This window comes from Flavobacterium urumqiense (assembly GCF_900108015.1).
Taxonomy (GTDB): Bacteria; Bacteroidota; Bacteroidia; order Flavobacteriales; family Flavobacteriaceae; genus Flavobacterium; species Flavobacterium urumqiense.
In genome coordinates this window covers 49,688-66,504 of record NZ_FNVP01000014.1, presented here as the reverse complement: position 1 = coordinate 66,504, position 16,817 = coordinate 49,688, and the positions used below count along the sequence as shown (strand labels likewise).

Sequence of the window (16,817 nt, the reverse complement as noted above, 5' to 3'; positions counted from 1 at the left end):
AAAGTATAACTTTATGAGACAAATTTAATTAAAAACTAGCTATTTTCATAATTCCTTGAAAAAAATATAATTTAATTATTGTAATAAATTTGATCTAAAAAGAGGTTGTTTTTTAACTATATGTATTTAAATAACTATTTTTATAATAATTATGCAAATATTAATCGTTTTTACAATTGATTAGAACCATTTTCGATTAAAAAGATTGATTAATGTTTTCGGAGAAAAAGTAACTAAAAATCTTATTTTTTCATTATAATTGTTTTGCGCTATTTCCCATCCATTATTGGAATAGATAGGAAAATATAATTCAAAATAATCGGTAACCAAGTTCAGACGAATACCACTATCGTAAACAAATTTTGGATTTTGATATTTATTTTTAACTAAACCCATGTCTCCGTATATTTCAATCCAATTCCAAACATTAAAACTTCCGTTTGCCGTTGTAATCCATTGATTGGCATAAGGAGTCGCTAATTTCGATTTAAATCCGCCCTCTGATAATATAAACTGTTGACTAAAAAGACCCGTACTTTCCGATCTTCCATAATACCCATAATCAAATAAATAATCAGTTGGTCTGTCTAATGCAAAACTAAAAAAATCCGAATCGGTTTTGTTGTATAAAAAGCTTCCAGCATACAATCTTAAATTGATTTGAAGGTTATTTTCAAAGAGTTTTCGGTATTCTAATTCAGTTGCAATTTTTCCGAATTTACTTGCGACTTGAATATCCGACGTGAAGCTGAAATGATTGGTGACTTCTGTTCTGGAATTGAAGTATTTAGCATCAAAAACCGAGTAATTCTCCGTTGAATTATCAACAACAAATGCGCTTTTCTCTCGGTTTACCAAGACTTGACGCAGCAAAATTAATTGTTTTCTGTTGTCTCTAAAATTTTCTTCCCTAATTCGTATTTGAACCGTTGGATTTATCTTCTGATAAAATGCATCAGGGGCGTAATGAAAATAAGAACCTGATAGGGAATATCTTACGTTATAAAGTCTGCTTTCTCTATAATTTTGGTTGATTGCAAACCAACCAGAACCGGAAAAATTATTAGTTTTAGTAGAATAAGATGGATTTATATCAAAGATAAATGATTTGTCTAATAATGTTTTGTTGTGTAATCGTAATCCCGGCGACAAACCATCGTATAAATTATAAGTTATCGAGGGAACGTACAAAATTTGATTGTAATAAGGATCTTCTAAATCCTTCATGAAATTAAATTTAAAAGGGCGATTGTTTGGATAGAAACTTTTTAATGATTTCCAGTTATTTCTTAAATTATACTCTGGAACTTCATTTTTATAATTCAAGACAATTTTATCAACACTTTTTCTCTCCATAGTAAAACTGCTGTCTATTTCAGTTATATCAAGCCATTTCTTAAAAACAACTTCTCCTTTTTTAATTCCATAAACAGGAATAGGAACCAATACTCCTGTTTTGCTTTTTACGGAAAAGGTAATGCTGTCTAGAGTTCTAGAGACGCCCGAAAATTTGTAATCAACAATAGTTCTGGAATTGATGATTGTTTTGAAAAACCAGTCAATATCTTTGGTGGTATTTGCTTTTAATAAGGTTTCAAAATCATCTCTCGATGTTTGTTTTTCCTTGTTTTGAAGATAAAATTGACGAATACTACTGTTTACCGTGTTGTGATTTAAATAATCATCCAAAAATAAAAGACTTAGACCCGCATGATATTTACTTGCAATTTGTTCATTGAATTTTATTAAGGTGTTTTTTGGATTAAATAATGGCTGATCTAAATTTTTCCGTGCCATAAGCATATAAAAATAGCTGTATTGCTCGTTAAAATCTAAGTTGGTCAAATTATAACTTTTCAATAATTTAAATTTAGAAATGCTACCAAACATTTTCGTATTTGGATGATTTTCATCAATGTATTTCATCATTGCATAAACCTGAATTCCATCATAAATCCAATTGTCATTTCTAGGATTTAATCGCAAGCTATTTTTTAAATAGGAATTCAGATAGGTTTTCAAAAATTTGATTTCAAAAATAAATTCATCCGGAAACGGACTCAAGAAAGAGGGCAATTGATTCAAACCATAAAAGGGGTTTCTTTCGTAATCGGTTTGCGAAACAATTATTTTTTCATGTGGATATTGGCCAATTTGCTTGGTTACATAATTCATCACACGGTCCATAATAATTGCTTTTTGAACGGCGCTTAGCTTATTTTCTTTAAGATTGGTCAACACTTCATTAATGCCGTTTTTAAAACTGATGAAACTAGATTTTGGTTCTATAAAAAGACTAAAATCCGTTCTGTTTTCCCCAAAGAATTTATAGAAAGAAAAACCGTCATTCTTGATTGGAGCATTATTATTTAAATCGGAAGTAGCTTCTAAATTAGAAGGAACCGTCAAGCCTATTTCAAAGTCGGAAACTGCGTTCGAGATATCATCTAAATTGTTGTTGCTGTATCTAACAAAATCATGATTTTCATAGCGGGCAGGAGTAAGAAACCAGTTTTTAAGGTTCATTTCACCTTTATCATTATAACCGTATTTGGTGAATTTCTCACTTGGTATTTTAGCAATATAAGTAAGGTGTAAAACGATTTTTTGGTTTGGAATTAATTTATCTCTTAATTTAACATCGATAAAGTCTGGATTTTTATCTGTTCGTTCCCAAGTAAGCACTAATTGACTTTTATCAGTAATGATTAAATTTTTGGTACTTCCTCGTTCTTCCTCTTTAGCCAAATGAAAACCTCTATAAAACTCATCAGAAAAGCGCTTGGCTAATGGTGTATTTTTATTAGAATATGCATTGTTCCAATCATTCAAAACAATCGACGTTAAAGTATCATTTGATTGATTAAAAAAAGTGATTTCTTGCTCTATATTCAATGTTTTATTGGCTGGATTCAATTCAACAGTCATTGTAGAATGATGTTGTCCATATTGTTTTATTGAAGCCAATAAAACAAGAATTAAAACGATGATTTTGTAGAGTGATTTCAAGTAAATAATTTAAAATTTAATAAAAAATAAATGTACTTATTATTAAACATTAAATGAAGAAATGTCGGTTCAAAATAAAATAAAAAAAGCTGCTTTTAGGCAGCTTATTCTTAGAAATTCGGAGATAAATCATATTTTTTATAAAATTTATCTAAAACGTCAACCACCTCATCTTCAGTGTCGACAATTTTAAATAAATTCAAATCTTGAGCGTGAACTGTACCTTCTTTTTCTACTAATACCGTTTTAATCCAATCAACCAATCCCGACCAAAAACTGGTTCCTACCAATATAATAGGGAATTTGGCTATTTTTTTTGTCTGAATTAAAGTCATCGCTTCAAATAATTCGTCCATAGTTCCAAAACCTCCTGGCATTACCACAAAACCTTGGGAATATTTAACAAACATCACTTTTCGAACAAAGAAATAATCAAAATTCAAATTTTTATCACTGTCAATATAAGGATTGTAATGTTGCTCAAATGGTAATACAATATTCAGTCCCACCGAAGTTCCACCGCCTAAATGCGCGCCTTTATTACCTGCTTCCATAATTCCGGGTCCACCACCAGTTATCACGCCATAACCCGCTTTACTTATTTTATACGCAATTTTTTCGGCAAGCAAATAATAATCATGTTCTGGTTTTGTTCTGGCAGAACCAAAAATTGTTACACACGGACCTATGCGCCCCATGCTTTCGTAACCATTTACAAATTCGGCCATGATTTTAAAAATCGCCCAGCTATCATTGGTTCTTATTTCATTCCAAGTCTTCCTTTTTAATCTGTCTTGGATAACTTTATCCTCATCATTATCAAAATCTTCTAATCTCATTTTCAAAAATATAATTTAATTTCTGTTTTTTTTTGGAGCTATTTCCTGCTATCCATTTCAATCTTTATTGTTTTAAAGAAAAACAATAAAGGATTTCCATTGCTATCAGGGCTAGGCAAATTTAATACGTTTGCTGTTCAATGGATTTTGTTATTTTGGATATAACTTTACCAGTATGTTCAGTAGTTTTTGATTCTATAAGCATTATTAAACATTCGTCAGTCGAAGAAACTCTATGATTTACACCTTTTTTCACCACAAATAAATCACCTTTTTTCAAAGTGAATTTAGGTTCGTTTTGAATTTCCATTAAAAGTTCTCCTTCTACAATGTAAAATAATTCATCTTCATTTTCATGATTGTGCCATGGCAAATCTTGGCCTTTGATTTTTGCCACTTTAATAAATTGATCATTCACTTCACCAATTATTTTAGGTGAAAAGTAGTTTTCGACATTACTGAACGCTTCTTTTAAATTCATAATTTGCACAAATTATTTTTTTATTTTTTATGTATACTAAAGTAATTCTTTTTTTAAGAATTGCGCCGTGTAGCTTTTTTTATTTTTTATAATTTCTTCCGGAGTTCCTTTGGCAATAAGTTGTCCGCCACCTTTTCCTCCTTCGGGACCAATGTCAATAATGTAATCTGCTAATTTGATTACGTCCATATTGTGTTCGATAATCAAAATCGTATTTCCTTTATCAACCAGTTTATTTATCACTTCCATTAGTACTCTGATGTCTTCAAAATGCAATCCAGTTGTCGGTTCGTCCAAAATATAAAAGGTATTTCCAGTATCTTTTTTAGACAATTCTCCTGCCAGTTTGATTCGTTGTGCCTCACCGCCGGAAAGCGTTGTGCTTTGTTGTCCAAGTGTAATGTAGCCCAAACCAACATCCTGAATGGTTTTAACTTTTCTGTAAATCTTCGGAATCATTTCAAAAAACGGAACCGCTTCATCCACGGTCATATTCAACACATCAGAAATGGATTTCCCTTTGAATCGAATCTCCAATGTTTCCCTGTTAAAGCGTTTTCCTTGGCAGGTTTCACATTCTACATACACATCGGGTAAAAAATTCATTTCAATTGTTCGTACGCCTGAACCTTGGCAGGTTTCACAACGCCCGCCTTTTACATTAAAACTAAAACGACCCGCTTTATAACCACGAATCATACTTTCAGAAGTCATCGTAAACAAATTTCTGATTTCGGTGAAAACTTCGGTATAAGTTGCCGGATTGCTTCGTGGCGTTCTGCCAATAGGGCTTTGGTCAACATCAATAACTTTATCGATATGTTCCAATCCTTCAATTTTTTTATACGGTTGCGGTTTTTTAACACCATTAAAATAATACGCGTTCAAAATAGGGTAGAGCGTCTCATTAATTAAAGTTGATTTTCCACTTCCTGAAACTCCGGTTACGCAAATCATTTTGCCTAAAGGTAATTCTATCGAAACATTTTTCAGGTTATTTCCTGTTGCTCCGGTTAGTTTTAGGAATTTTCCATTTCCTTCCCGACGTTTTTTTGGAACTTCAATTTTCATCTCGCCATTCATGTACATCGCCGTTATGGTATGATGTTTTAAGATTTCGGCAGGGGTTCCTTTGCTGATGATTTCTCCTCCATATTTTCCTGCTTTTGGACCAATATCAATTACATAATCAGCACGTTCAATCATGTCTTTGTCGTGTTCCACTACAATCACCGAGTTTCCAATATCGCGTAATTGCTCCAAAGAATGAATCAGTTTGTCATTATCTCTTTGGTGTAAACCAATACTCGGCTCATCCAGAATATACAAAACACCGACTAGTTGCGAACCAATTTGAGTAGCCAAACGGATACGTTGTGCCTCACCACCCGAAAGTGATTTTGAACTTCGGCTTAAAGCCAAATAATCCAGACCTACATTCATCAAAAAGTTTAATCGATCCTTGATTTCTTTGATTACTTCAGTAGCGATACGCTTCTGTTTATCCGACAAGTGATTGTCTAAATCATAAAACCAAGCGGTCAAATCCGAAATGTCCATATTGCACAATTCGGTAATATTTTTTTCATTGATTTTAAAGAATTGCGCTTCTTTTTTCAAACGGGAACCTTCACAAACAGGACATTTTATTTCGTCCATGAATTCCTTTGCCCAACGTTTTATGCTTGTAGAACCACTCTCGTCATGCTGATTTTTGATGAAATGTGAAATGCCTTCAAAATCGATTTTATATTCTCGTGCAACGCCTAAATCTTTAGAATTAATCGTAAATTTTTCTTTGCCGCCATTCAAAATCATTTCCATAGCTTCCTGCGGAATTTTTTCGATGGCATCCGTCAATTTGAAACCATATTTTTCGCCTATGATTTCTAATTGCTTAAAAATCCAAGAGGATTTGTATTCGCCTAATGGAGCAAATCCACCAGCTTTTATCGATAATTTTGGATTCGGAATAATTTTCTTTGGGTTAATTTCATTTACCGTTCCTAATCCGTTGCAATGATCACAAGCCCCTTTTGGCGAGTTGAAAGAAAATAAATTGGGTTCCGGATTCTGGTAGGAAATACCGGTAGAGGGACACATCAAATTCCTGCTAAAAAATCGTACTTCATTAGAATCTTGGTCTAAAACCATCAATACATTTTCTCCGTGATGCATGGCCGTATTGATACTTTCAGTCAAACGTTTTTCGTTATCTAGCGTATCTTCAATCACCATTCGATCCACAACAATTTCGATGTCGTGGGTTTTATAACGGTCTAATTTCATTCCTAAAGTAATATCCAGCACATCGCCGTTTACTCGAACTTTAAGAAAACCTTGTTTGGCAATTTGTTGAAAAAGCTCGGCATAATGTCCTTTTCGAGCCCGAATAACCGGAGCTAAAATATTGATACGTTTTCCAGTAAAATCTTGAATAATTAAATCTTTGATCTGCTCATCAGAATAGGAAACCATCTTCTCTCCAGTGTTGTAGCTGTATGCATCAGCGCCACGAGCATATAGCAAACGCAGAAAATCATAAATCTCAGTGATAGTTCCCACGGTGGAACGCGGGCTTTTACTGGTCGTTTTTTGTTCGATGGCAATTACTGGCGAAAGTCCGTCAATTTTATCGACATCAGGACGTTCTAAACCACCCAGAAATTGTCGCGCATAAGCAGAAAAAGTTTCCACATAACGCCTTTGCCCTTCGGCATAAATGGTATCGAAAGCTAAGGAGGATTTTCCAGAACCCGAAAGACCGGTAATTACGACCAGTTTTTCACGAGGAATAGAAACATCTATATTTTTTAAGTTGTGAACGCGAGCGCCTTGAACTTCAATGGTATTGTCTTTGTCTAACATAATTTTTGCAAAAAAGCAAAGTTACCATTTTGATTTATTCTTTCAATAGAACAGTTTAGAAGTTTATGTTAAAAGAAGTATTCACGTTTACTCTATCGTCATGGATTTCAATTTGGTTCTATAGGCTTCCAGAGCCACGGATTTTGAAATAAAACCATAATATTTTCCGTCTTTTATTACAGGAAGAAAAACAACTTTCGCATTTTCAAATTTATTCATTACTATTTCCATACTGTCACTAGGACTAATTATTTCAATCGGTTGAATCATAATTTCTTTTATCAACGTATATTTTACGCGATATTGATTAAAGATAATTTCTCTGATAGTGTTAAAATGAACTATGCCAACCATTTTTTTATCTTTGTTGACAACAGCAAAAATAACCTGATTAGAGTGTGAAATTAAATCAACTAAGCATTCCAAATTTTGATCAGGAGAGACAGTCAAATAATCCGTCTGAATGATGGAATTGGTATCTAATGTCGTCAATATATTCGAATCTTTGTTACTTGTAAAGGCATGTCCTTTTGCCGCCAAGCTCTTGACATCCATGGAATGTTTTTCAAAACGTTTTGAAATTGCAAAACTGATCGAAGCAACAATCATAAGCGGAATCATTAAGTTATAACCTCCAGTGATTTCAGCAATTAAGAAGATGGCTGTTAATGGCGCATGAAACAATCCGCTTAAAATTCCTGCCATTCCCACCATTGTAAAATTACTAATAGGCAGTTTGGTCAATCCCGTTAGATTTAGAAATTTGGAAAAGAAAAACCCCACATACGAACCCAGAAATAGGGAAGGAGCAAAGTTTCCACCATTTCCGCCGCTACCTAACGTAATTCCGGTAGCAAAAACTTTCAACATCATTGTTAAACCAATAAATATCAAAAGTGCCCAACTGTTATTTCTAAATCCACTGAAAAGTGTATTTTCAAGTAATTGACCTGGATCATTTTCGGATAAAGTTTTAATACTCTCATAACCTTCGCCAAAAAGCGTTGGAAAAACAAAGATTATAACTGCCAGTATTGAAGCACCAAATAAGGCCTTTTTGTAAGGAGATAATTTGAGGCGACCAAAAAAATGTTCTACCCTTGCAAAGTTTCTTGAATAATAAACGGAAATAAATCCTGTAAATAAACCCAGAAGGATATAAAAAGGAATGTTGTGAAAATCAAAAGTTTGTTGCTGTTTGAAAGACAATAAAATAGTTTCATCTAAAACAATTACGGATACTAATGCACCAGTCGCGGCCGCAATCATAATTGGAGTAAATGCAGAAATACTGACATCAACCAGCAGTACTTCAATGGCAAATAATACACCGGCAATTGGAGCGTTGAACGCCGCGGCAACACCAGCAGCAACACCACAACCAATTAACAAAGTTCTGTCCTTGTAACTTAATTTGTAACGCTGCGCATAATTGGAACCAAAAGCGGCACCAGTAATCACAATTGGGCTTTCTAAACCGGCAGAACCACCTAAACCAACGGTAAGCGAACTTGTAATGATTTGAGCATACATTTGCTTTTTTGGAATGATACTCGCTTTTTTTGCAACATTATATAAAATTTGAGAAGTTCCTTTTTCAATTGTACCTCCAAGAACTTTTTTGATAACAAAAACAGTTAAGAGTATTCCAATTATTGGTAAAATACTATTGATGAAGCTTAGTTTTAGAATACCATTAATATAAGTCGCAAAAGAAAACACCCAGTGTGCAAAGGATTTTAATACAATTACTGCAAATGCCGAGGAAATACCAACTAAAACCGCAGATAAAAATATAAACTGTTTTGGTGTTAAAATGGATTGTGCAAAAGCTACTACGGTTTCTAATTTAGAGAGATATTTTTTGAACATTCTATTTTTTTAAAGAACGCTAAATTACAATTATTATCAGCTTTCTTGATATTTTTTTAGGCTTCTTTTGTACTTAAAAGGATTAAATTATTGTTAGCAACAAAATTTTTCACTTCTTCCGGATTTGTCTTTGCCCATTCTCTCACTGTCCAGCCAATGGCTTTTTTTTTTCAAATTTTTTTAAAAATACGCCTTCTGTCATCAGTTTTTATTTTAAAAAAAAGAAAATTATTCCGCATGTATTTTGCCATAGCAAATGCATTTTCCGCATTTTGGTTTTCTTCAAAAGCAATTTCTACTTTTAGGTTCAAAGGTCATAAAATTCTGTTTTCTAAAATCCAACTGCTTTATCATCTCCTCTAAAATCGGCTCCTCCTTCTAAAGTTTTATTTGGCAAAGCCAAAATTGCATCTACTTTACCAATCACTGGTGTCGTTTTTTCATTGATGATATACCCTTTTGATTTCAAGGTTTCAAAGGTTTTAGCATCGAAAGTGTTAGGTTCAAAAGTAATTAAATCCGGTAACCATTGATGATGAAAACGTGGTGCATTTACAGCTTCCTGCATGCTCAAACTATATTCGTAAACATTTAATATCGTTTGCAATACCGATGTAATAATCGTAGAACCACCGGGAGAACCCACAACCATAAATAATTTACCGTTTTTCTCTACAATAGTTGGAGTCATAGAACTCAACATTCTTTTTTGAGGGGCAATACTGTTGGCTTCATTTCCTACTAACCCAAACATATTAGGTTCACCGGGTTTGGCACTGAAATCATCCATTTCGTTGTTAAGGAAAAAGCCCAATTCATCACAATAATATTTAGAACCATAACCATCGTTTAATGTTGTAGTAGATGAAACGGCATTGCCAAATTGATCCACAATCGAATAATGGGTCGTTTCCATACTCTCGTTATAATTTACTTTTCCTTCTTTTATATCCGATGATAAAGTGGCTTTTTCAAAATTAAAATTTGACATTCTCTGTTTTAAATAATCATCAGACATTAATGCTTTCAAGGGAATTTTCACAAAATCCGGATCACCCAGATAATAACTTCTGTCTGCGTAAGCCCTTCTTTCGGCTTCAACAATAACTTGAATGGCTTCCGCTGAATTATGTCCCATTTTAGCCAGATCGAAAGGCGCTATCATTTTGAATATTTCAGCCAGACATATTCCGCCACTGCTGGGTGGAGGCATCGATATTACCTTCAAATCCTTGTAATCAAAAGTAAGCGGAGTTCTCCATTTCGCTTCGTATTTCGCCAAATCTTGCAAGGTGATTAAGGCTCCTTTTTCCTGAAGATATTTGACTAATGTTTTAGCTGTTTCGCCTTTGTAAAATTCATCTCTGCCATTTTTTGAAATCCTTTTCAATGTAGCTGCCAGCGCAGGATATTTTATGAAATCATTTTCTTTGAAAATGGTTGCAAATAACGTTTTGTCGCCATTTACTTTTATGATTTTAGCTCGATAAGTATTTAATTGGTCTTCTTGTTTTTTGGTAACAACAACACCTCTTTCGGCTAATGCAATTACGGGTTTTAGAATTTCTTCTATTGGTAATGAACCCAATTTTTCATGAACTGCAAAAACGCCTGCAATCGTTCCGGGAACTCCAATAGCGAGCGGAGATTCAGTACTTTTTCCTTTTATCACATTTCCTTTTTCATCAAGAAACATATCTTTACTGGCTGCTAGTGGCGCTTTTTCTCGGTAGTCCAAAGAACCTATTTCGCCATTTGCTTTGCGGTAGACCATAAAACCGCCTCCACCCAGATTTCCTGCAAATGGGTAAGCAACTGCAAGAGCCAATTCGGTTGCAACCATCGCATCAAAAGCATTGCCACCTTTTCTCATGATTTCCACTCCAATTTTTGAAGCTTCTACACGTGCCGAAACTACCATTGCTTTATCAGCAACCAGTCCAGTGGGCTTTACCATTACATTTTGGGTTTTACATCCAATAGAAAAAATACTGAGTACAATAATAATTTTTTTCATTTTTATAGTATATATTGGTAATGAATATAATTTTTCAAGACCAAAGGTTTAGAAAAAGAGTTTTTTCATAAAGTGCTTATTTTAGTATTCGAAAATAGGATTAATTCTTTAAAGAAATTGTTAAATTCATTTTCAAATTCCGAATAAAATTCCAAAAGCTCAATGGTAGCAAATCGCATTTTAGATTCGTTTTTGGTACGATGATCCATTTGAGTCAAAATCCGATTAATTCCTTCAACTGTTCGGTAACTCACCAGCCAATTGTGTTCAATCATGTAAGGCATCATTCCCTTTGTTCTTTCCGAAAGAATGATGTGATTATCCTGCAAAGATTGGTAAAATCGCGATACAAAATCTTCCAGTTTTTCATCAGAATACGTGTTCCAGTTTTTAGCCAAAAAATGGTCGTAAAAAACATCTACAATTACACCCGCGTAATGATGGTAATTCTCATGCAACCGTTTAGTGCTTTGTCTAAAAACAGGATGTGCATCAGTAAATGTATCAATGGCACGATGGAGAATAATTCCTTTTTGAATTTCTAAAGGATAATTTTCAAAATGTTTTCCACGAATTCCATCAGCCATGAAATTGCCAATTTTGATTAAGTCATTATCACCGGAAAGATAGATGTGTGCTAGAAAATTCATTCGCCTAATTTAGGAATTTAAATGGTTAATTTTGAATTCTAAATGACTTTTATAAACCGTCAATTATTATATTTGTAAGCAATTTATACTTTATAATTCAAAATTTAAAACAATAATCAATGACTTTAATAAAATCAATATCGGGAATACGTGGAACAATAGGAGGTAAAGTAGGGGATAACCTGACACCTGTTGATGCGGTTAAATTTGCTGCGGCGTACGGAACTTGGTTGAAAAAATATATCGGGAAAGAAAAAATTACTGTTGTTGTAGGTCGTGACGCCCGTATTTCTGGACCCATGATTCACAATTTGGTGGTAAATACTTTAATTGGTTTAGGAATAGACGTCATTGATTTAGGTCTTTCTACAACACCAACTGTCGAAGTGGCTGTTCCGTTAGAAAAAGCTGAAGGTGGAATTATCCTTACCGCTTCTCATAATCCAAAACAATGGAATGCCTTGAAATTATTGAATGAAAAAGGAGAATTCCTGAATGTAGAAGAAGGCTTGAAAATTCTTGAAATTGCGGAAGCGGAAGCTTTTGATTTCTCAGATGTGGATGATTTGGGAGAAATTATGATTAACGACGCTTACATGGATATTCATATTGATGAAGTGTTGAATTTGCCTTTGGTGGATGTTGATGCAGTAAAAGCAGCTAAATTTAAAGTGGTTGTTGATGGTGTAAATTCTTCTGGTGGAATTATTATCCCAAGATTATTGGAATTAATGGGCGTTGAAGTAGTAGAATTATACTGTGAACCAAACGGACATTTCCCGCACAATCCGGAACCGTTGAAAGAACATTTGACTGATATTTCAGAATTGGTGGTAAAAGAAAAAGCTGATTTAGGAATTGTGGTAGATCCTGATGTTGATCGTTTGGCTTTCATTTGTGAAGACGGAGAAATGTTTGGTGAAGAATATACTTTGGTGGCTTGTGCCGATTATGTTTTGAGTAAAACACCAGGAAATACGGTTTCGAATATGTCGTCTTCTCGTGCCTTGCGTGATGTGACTAATGGGCATAACGGAAGCTATGAAGCCAGTGCCGTAGGTGAAGTGAACGTAGTAGAATTGATGAAAAAGAATAATGCTGTAATAGGTGGTGAAGGAAACGGCGGAATCATTTATCCAGAACTGCATTACGGACGTGATAGTTTGGTAGGAGTGGCGCTGTTTTTAACGCATTTGGCCAACAAGAAAATGACGGTTTCTGCTTTGCGTGCTTCGTATCCGGAATATTACATGAGCAAAAACAAAATAGAATTGACGCCACAAATTGATGTGGATGCCATTCTTGTTGCCATGACTGAGAAATATAAAAATGAAGATATTACAACCATTGACGGTGTGAAAATTGACTTTGCTGAAAATTGGGTTCACCTCAGAAAATCGAATACGGAGCCAATCATTCGTATTTATACCGAAGCGACTTCACAAGAGAAAGCAGATACTTTGGCACTACGAATCATTGATGAAATTAAAGCAGTTGCCGGAATATAATTCCGGATTTTTATATAAATAGAACCCTTTCAAAATAAAATTTGAAAGGGTTTTATGTTTTATTATGCGGTATAAAATGGAATTAAAAATTCACTCTAAAACTTACATTTGGCGTTAAGCCTAGTGATTTATTATCTACTTGAACGGCATCATTTGAGTTATTTGGATTAACTTTGTAATAGCGATTGATACCATTATTTTGATTGGTAGCATTAATGACACCGGCAGTAACCGAAGCTTTAATAGATTCCGACAGATTGAAATTATAATTTATGGAAGCGTCTAATCGCATGAAATCATCCAGATTTTGATTGTTTGGAAAATCATAATTCACGAGAGTGTTATTTCCGTTTTGCACGGTTTCTTTGCCTTCAATTGGTTTTGTATACGGTGAACCATTTCTATAAATACCACCGACAGCTAATTTTAGATTTTTAAGGATGTTGTAATAGAAACCAAGCGATACAGAATGCCTTATATCTGCATTATTAGGAAAAGTGGAAGGGGTAAAAGTATCAAACTCATAGTTGTTTATACTAAATGTGTAACTTACCCAAACGCTATATTGACGGGCTGTTTTATTAGCTAAAAATTCTAAACCTTTGGCGGTGTAACTTCCATTTGCGGTGGTATACTGAAAACTGTTATAAAAACCCTGATTAGAAGCTGTAATACCGTCAACAATTTTATAAAAACCTGTAGCCTCAATATTTAGTTTGTCTTTATTGAATTCCACACCAAAAGAACCTTGTTTACTCGTTGCAATCGGAATATCTTTATCATTTACTAAAACCCAACGCCTTTTTTCGACACCTAAAAAATCATCTTCAAAATCCACGATTTGTGTAGTAGATTGATTTTTGAATTCCCCTTCTAATTTTAAAGCAAATTGATCTGATAATTTTTGTCGAATGTTTATTCTTGGCTCGACCAAAAGCTTTTCGAATTTTTGAAAATAATTCAAACGCAATCCAACTCTCAAATAGGTATTGTTTTTATTGTATTCCACCTCAGAAAATAAGGCGTGATTCAATAAAACATCTTTTTTAGTGCTAGAGTACAACGGAGCACTAACGGTAGTTTGATTTAACATCCCCGTTTCATTAAATTGGTACCCAAACAAGAAATTTAAGTTGTCATTAGTTTTGTAATGTGTATTGAGTTTAACTCCCGTTTCCAGCACTTCATTAGCTTCTGTCAAGCGCTGATCTGTTTCTACCCTATAATCGTTAGCGTCAATATTGAATCTGGAAAAGTAAGTGATGAAGTTTGAACTTAATTTTGAATTCCATTGTGCTTTCCAATTTCCGCCGTAGCCAATATTTTTCTGAGTTAAAGTACTGGTTTTAGATTGAGTTTGGTTTGAGTTTATAATGTTTCGTTCCGAATAATCCAAGGCGTTATTGATACCAATAATATTCGCCCTGAATTGATGTTTTTCATTGAAATCAAAAAGTAATTTCGCGGAATAATCATAAAAGTAAAAATCAGAAGACGTACCGCGTTGATTACTATCGGCATTGATTTCTGTATCCTGAAAACTACGATCAAAGTATTTAGTGTAAGTAGGAGATTTAAACAAATCAGTAATTGAGCGACGTCCCGAAATATGAAGTTCTAATTTTTTAGTTATTGGAATTTCTAAAAAAACATCGGAACTTATCAAATTAATTCCTACGCCACCTGAAAATATATTTGAAACCAGGTCTTTAGTTTGCATATTTATCGTACTGGAAACGCCATCGCTATATTCAGCGCTTGTTCCATTTTTGCTAACGATAACTTTATTGGTAAGATTAGGATTGTACGCGGAAATTAACCCGAAGAAATGACCGGAATGATACATTTTAATATTGTCCCAAAGAACTAAATTCTGATCGTTAGTTCCGCCGCGCACGTTTATATTAGCAATGCTTTCATTGGTGCTTTCCACACCGGGAAGCGCTTGAATGGATTGCAAAATGTCAGGTTCTATTAATCCGGGAAGAATACCAAATTTTTTAGTGTTTAAAACGGTGCTTCCATCCAGATATTTTTGTAATCCGGGCGTCAAATAAACATTTATCAGGACCTGATTTAACTCTTCGTTTTTTGTAGAAAGAACAATTTCTTTACAATTATTTTGTGCTGAAAATAATTCGTTTGCCGAAAACTGTCTGGATTCAAAACCCACATAAGAAATAGTAAGCGTGGCAGCTATTGGAATATTTTGCAGGTTAAATGTACCGTTTTTATCGGTTATTGTACTTCTTCCAATATTGTTTACAAAAACCGATGCGCCAACTAAGCGAGATTTCTTTTCATCGGAAACAATTCCGCAAATAGATATAGTTTTGTTCAACACTGAAACGGTAACATATCGATCGTTTAAAGCCTTAAAATTTAAAATCGTTTTCGAATTTAGATAATCAATTGTTTCTTGTAATGTAAAAGAAGTATTCGGCTTATCAATTTCAATGGTGGCTACATCTTCAACGGCATACGAAAACTTGATATTGAATTGTTTTTCGAGTGTAATAATGACCGCTGTCAAAGGTGCTTTTTTTGCTGTATTTTGTCCATAACAAATACTGCCAATACAAACCAGCAAGTAAATCATCCATTTATTTAACATCATAGGTGTAAAATATAATGGTTTTGCCTTCGATTCTGTAACTTAATTTAAGCGGAATTGTAACCGCTTGAAGCGCTATTTCTTTGTCAGTATGTGTAAAACTTCCCGTAAAGAGTTTTGAAGTATCTACACCTTTCACTTTAATTTTTATGTCATACTGACGCTCTAATTCTGCAATAACCTGATTTAGTGGAATCTTATTAAAGCTCGATTCTTGTTGAATCCATGAGGGATTTTGGGCATTAATATCTTCAACATTTTCGATAATGCCATTTATAACTCGGAATGTTTTTCCGGGAGGTAATTTAATAGTTTCGTTATTATATGTCACACTCACCAAACCTTCGTAGCAATTTACTTCAAAATAGTTTTTGCGTTCCTTGACGTTAAATTGTGTCCCTAAAACGGTAACGACTCCCGCGGTTGTGTTTACACTAAACGTTTGTCCTTTTTGTACCTTAAAATAAGCTTCTCCTTCTAAAGTCAAAGCTCTTTTATCAGCCCATTTTTTTTCATTGAAAGTTAATTTTGAAGCGGCGTTTAATATTACTTCAGAATTATCGGGAAGCGTGACCGTTTTTGTTTGCGCTATTTGAGTTTCAAAAGATTTGGTATTATTAAAAAACAAAAAATAAGCAGAGGTCAACATCACAACCAGAACAGCGGCAACTCTATACAATGCCTTGAAGTCTAAAGTTCTGACTTTTGTTTTCTTTTTAGAATGATTTTTGGCCTTAAAAGCTTCCAAAGCAGCGTGTGCATCTACTTTTGGAGTTTCCAGTTGGGATGCATAATGAGCAATCTTTTCAAGTGTTTGCAAATTTTCAGATTGTTTTAAATCTTCAATTTCTTCGCTTGAAAGCTCATTATTTAACCATTTTAAGATCTCTTTTTCGTTTTTCATTTTGTATCTCTATGTTTATAAGACAACTAACTTTTAAATTACCCTACAGATGAAT

General features: G+C 33.9%; 12 protein-coding genes. 1 reads left to right on the top strand and 11 read right to left on the bottom strand.

What is annotated here, in order from left to right:
* Positions 1–180 precede the first annotated feature (180 nt).
* The 9 genes from C4S35_RS14045 to C4S35_RS14015 all read right to left on the bottom strand — a co-directional run bounded on the left by C4S35_RS14045 (position 181) and on the right by C4S35_RS14015 (position 11,736).
* Positions 181–2,928: a gluzincin family metallopeptidase gene (locus C4S35_RS14045; protein ID WP_104000798.1), complete on the bottom strand. Its 2,748-nt coding sequence runs from the start codon at positions 2,926–2,928 to the stop codon at positions 181–183.
* 191 nt (positions 2,929–3,119) lie between these two features.
* On the bottom strand, positions 3,120–3,848 hold the full coding sequence (locus tag C4S35_RS14040; protein WP_104000786.1) for an LOG family protein: 729 nt from the start codon (positions 3,846–3,848) through the stop codon (positions 3,120–3,122).
* 121 nt (positions 3,849–3,969) lie between these two features.
* The gene (locus C4S35_RS14035) at positions 3,970–4,329 is read right to left on the bottom strand and encodes a cupin domain-containing protein (protein WP_104000785.1); all 360 of its coding nucleotides are present in this window, start codon (positions 4,327–4,329) and stop codon (positions 3,970–3,972) included.
* Between the two features lie 36 nt (positions 4,330–4,365).
* Complete coding sequence (uvrA, locus tag C4S35_RS14030; protein WP_104000784.1) at positions 4,366–7,197, bottom strand: excinuclease ABC subunit UvrA; 2,832 nt, start codon at positions 7,195–7,197, stop codon at positions 4,366–4,368.
* Positions 7,198–7,284: 87 nt separating this feature from the next.
* Positions 7,285–9,069, bottom strand: a complete 1,785-nt coding sequence (locus tag C4S35_RS14025) for a chloride channel protein (protein ID WP_104000783.1) — start codon at positions 9,067–9,069, stop codon at positions 7,285–7,287.
* 56 nt (positions 9,070–9,125) lie between these two features.
* Positions 9,126–9,227, bottom strand: a complete 102-nt coding sequence (locus C4S35_RS15530; RefSeq protein WP_146059560.1) for a DNA alkylation repair protein — start codon at positions 9,225–9,227, stop codon at positions 9,126–9,128.
* 12 nt (positions 9,228–9,239) lie between these two features.
* The gene (locus C4S35_RS16375; protein ID WP_146059558.1) at positions 9,240–9,380 is read right to left on the bottom strand and encodes a DNA alkylation repair protein; all 141 of its coding nucleotides are present in this window, start codon (positions 9,378–9,380) and stop codon (positions 9,240–9,242) included.
* Between the two features lie 20 nt (positions 9,381–9,400).
* On the bottom strand, positions 9,401–11,086 hold the full coding sequence (gene ggt, locus C4S35_RS14020; protein WP_104000782.1) for a gamma-glutamyltransferase: 1,686 nt from the start codon (positions 11,084–11,086) through the stop codon (positions 9,401–9,403).
* Positions 11,087–11,151: 65 nt separating this feature from the next.
* The gene (locus tag C4S35_RS14015; protein ID WP_104000781.1) at positions 11,152–11,736 is read right to left on the bottom strand and encodes an acyl carrier protein phosphodiesterase; all 585 of its coding nucleotides are present in this window, start codon (positions 11,734–11,736) and stop codon (positions 11,152–11,154) included.
* 119 nt (positions 11,737–11,855) lie between these two features.
* Between C4S35_RS14015 and glmM the strand changes: the two genes are divergently transcribed.
* Positions 11,856–13,244 (top strand): phosphoglucosamine mutase, encoded by a 1,389-nt coding sequence (gene glmM, locus C4S35_RS14010; protein ID WP_104000780.1) that lies wholly within the window; start codon positions 11,856–11,858, stop codon positions 13,242–13,244.
* Between the two features lie 82 nt (positions 13,245–13,326).
* Here the strand turns inward: glmM and C4S35_RS14005 are convergent, their stop codons facing one another.
* Both C4S35_RS14005 and C4S35_RS14000 read right to left on the bottom strand, forming a co-directional pair.
* Complete coding sequence (locus C4S35_RS14005; RefSeq protein ID WP_104000779.1) at positions 13,327–15,861, bottom strand: TonB-dependent receptor plug domain-containing protein; 2,535 nt, start codon at positions 15,859–15,861, stop codon at positions 13,327–13,329.
* Complete coding sequence (locus C4S35_RS14000) at positions 15,848–16,762, bottom strand: FecR family protein (RefSeq protein WP_104000778.1); 915 nt, start codon at positions 16,760–16,762, stop codon at positions 15,848–15,850. Before C4S35_RS14000 ends, C4S35_RS14005 begins: the two co-directional genes overlap by 14 nt.
* Positions 16,763–16,817: the final 55 nt, after the last annotated feature.

Excerpts from the sequence above, each read along its gene's own strand:
- C4S35_RS14045 (WP_104000798.1), bottom strand. The coding sequence starts at position 2,928 with ATGACTGTTGAATTGAATCCAGCCAATAAAACATTGAATATAGAGCAA.
- C4S35_RS14040 (WP_104000786.1), bottom strand. The coding sequence starts at position 3,848 with ATGAGATTAGAAGATTTTGATAATGATGAGGATAAAGTTATCCAAGAC.
- C4S35_RS14035 (WP_104000785.1), bottom strand. The coding sequence starts at position 4,329 with ATGAATTTAAAAGAAGCGTTCAGTAATGTCGAAAACTACTTTTCACCT.
- uvrA (WP_104000784.1), bottom strand. The coding sequence starts at position 7,197 with ATGTTAGACAAAGACAATACCATTGAAGTTCAAGGCGCTCGCGTTCAC.
- C4S35_RS14025 (WP_104000783.1), bottom strand. The coding sequence starts at position 9,069 with ATGTTCAAAAAATATCTCTCTAAATTAGAAACCGTAGTAGCTTTTGCA.
- ggt (WP_104000782.1), bottom strand. The coding sequence starts at position 11,086 with ATGAAAAAAATTATTATTGTACTCAGTATTTTTTCTATTGGATGTAAA.
- C4S35_RS14015 (WP_104000781.1), bottom strand. The coding sequence starts at position 11,736 with ATGAATTTTCTAGCACACATCTATCTTTCCGGTGATAATGACTTAATC.
- glmM (WP_104000780.1), top strand. The coding sequence starts at position 11,856 with ATGACTTTAATAAAATCAATATCGGGAATACGTGGAACAATAGGAGGT.
- C4S35_RS14005 (WP_104000779.1), bottom strand. The coding sequence starts at position 15,861 with ATGATGTTAAATAAATGGATGATTTACTTGCTGGTTTGTATTGGCAGT.
- C4S35_RS14000 (WP_104000778.1), bottom strand. The coding sequence starts at position 16,762 with ATGAAAAACGAAAAAGAGATCTTAAAATGGTTAAATAATGAGCTTTCA.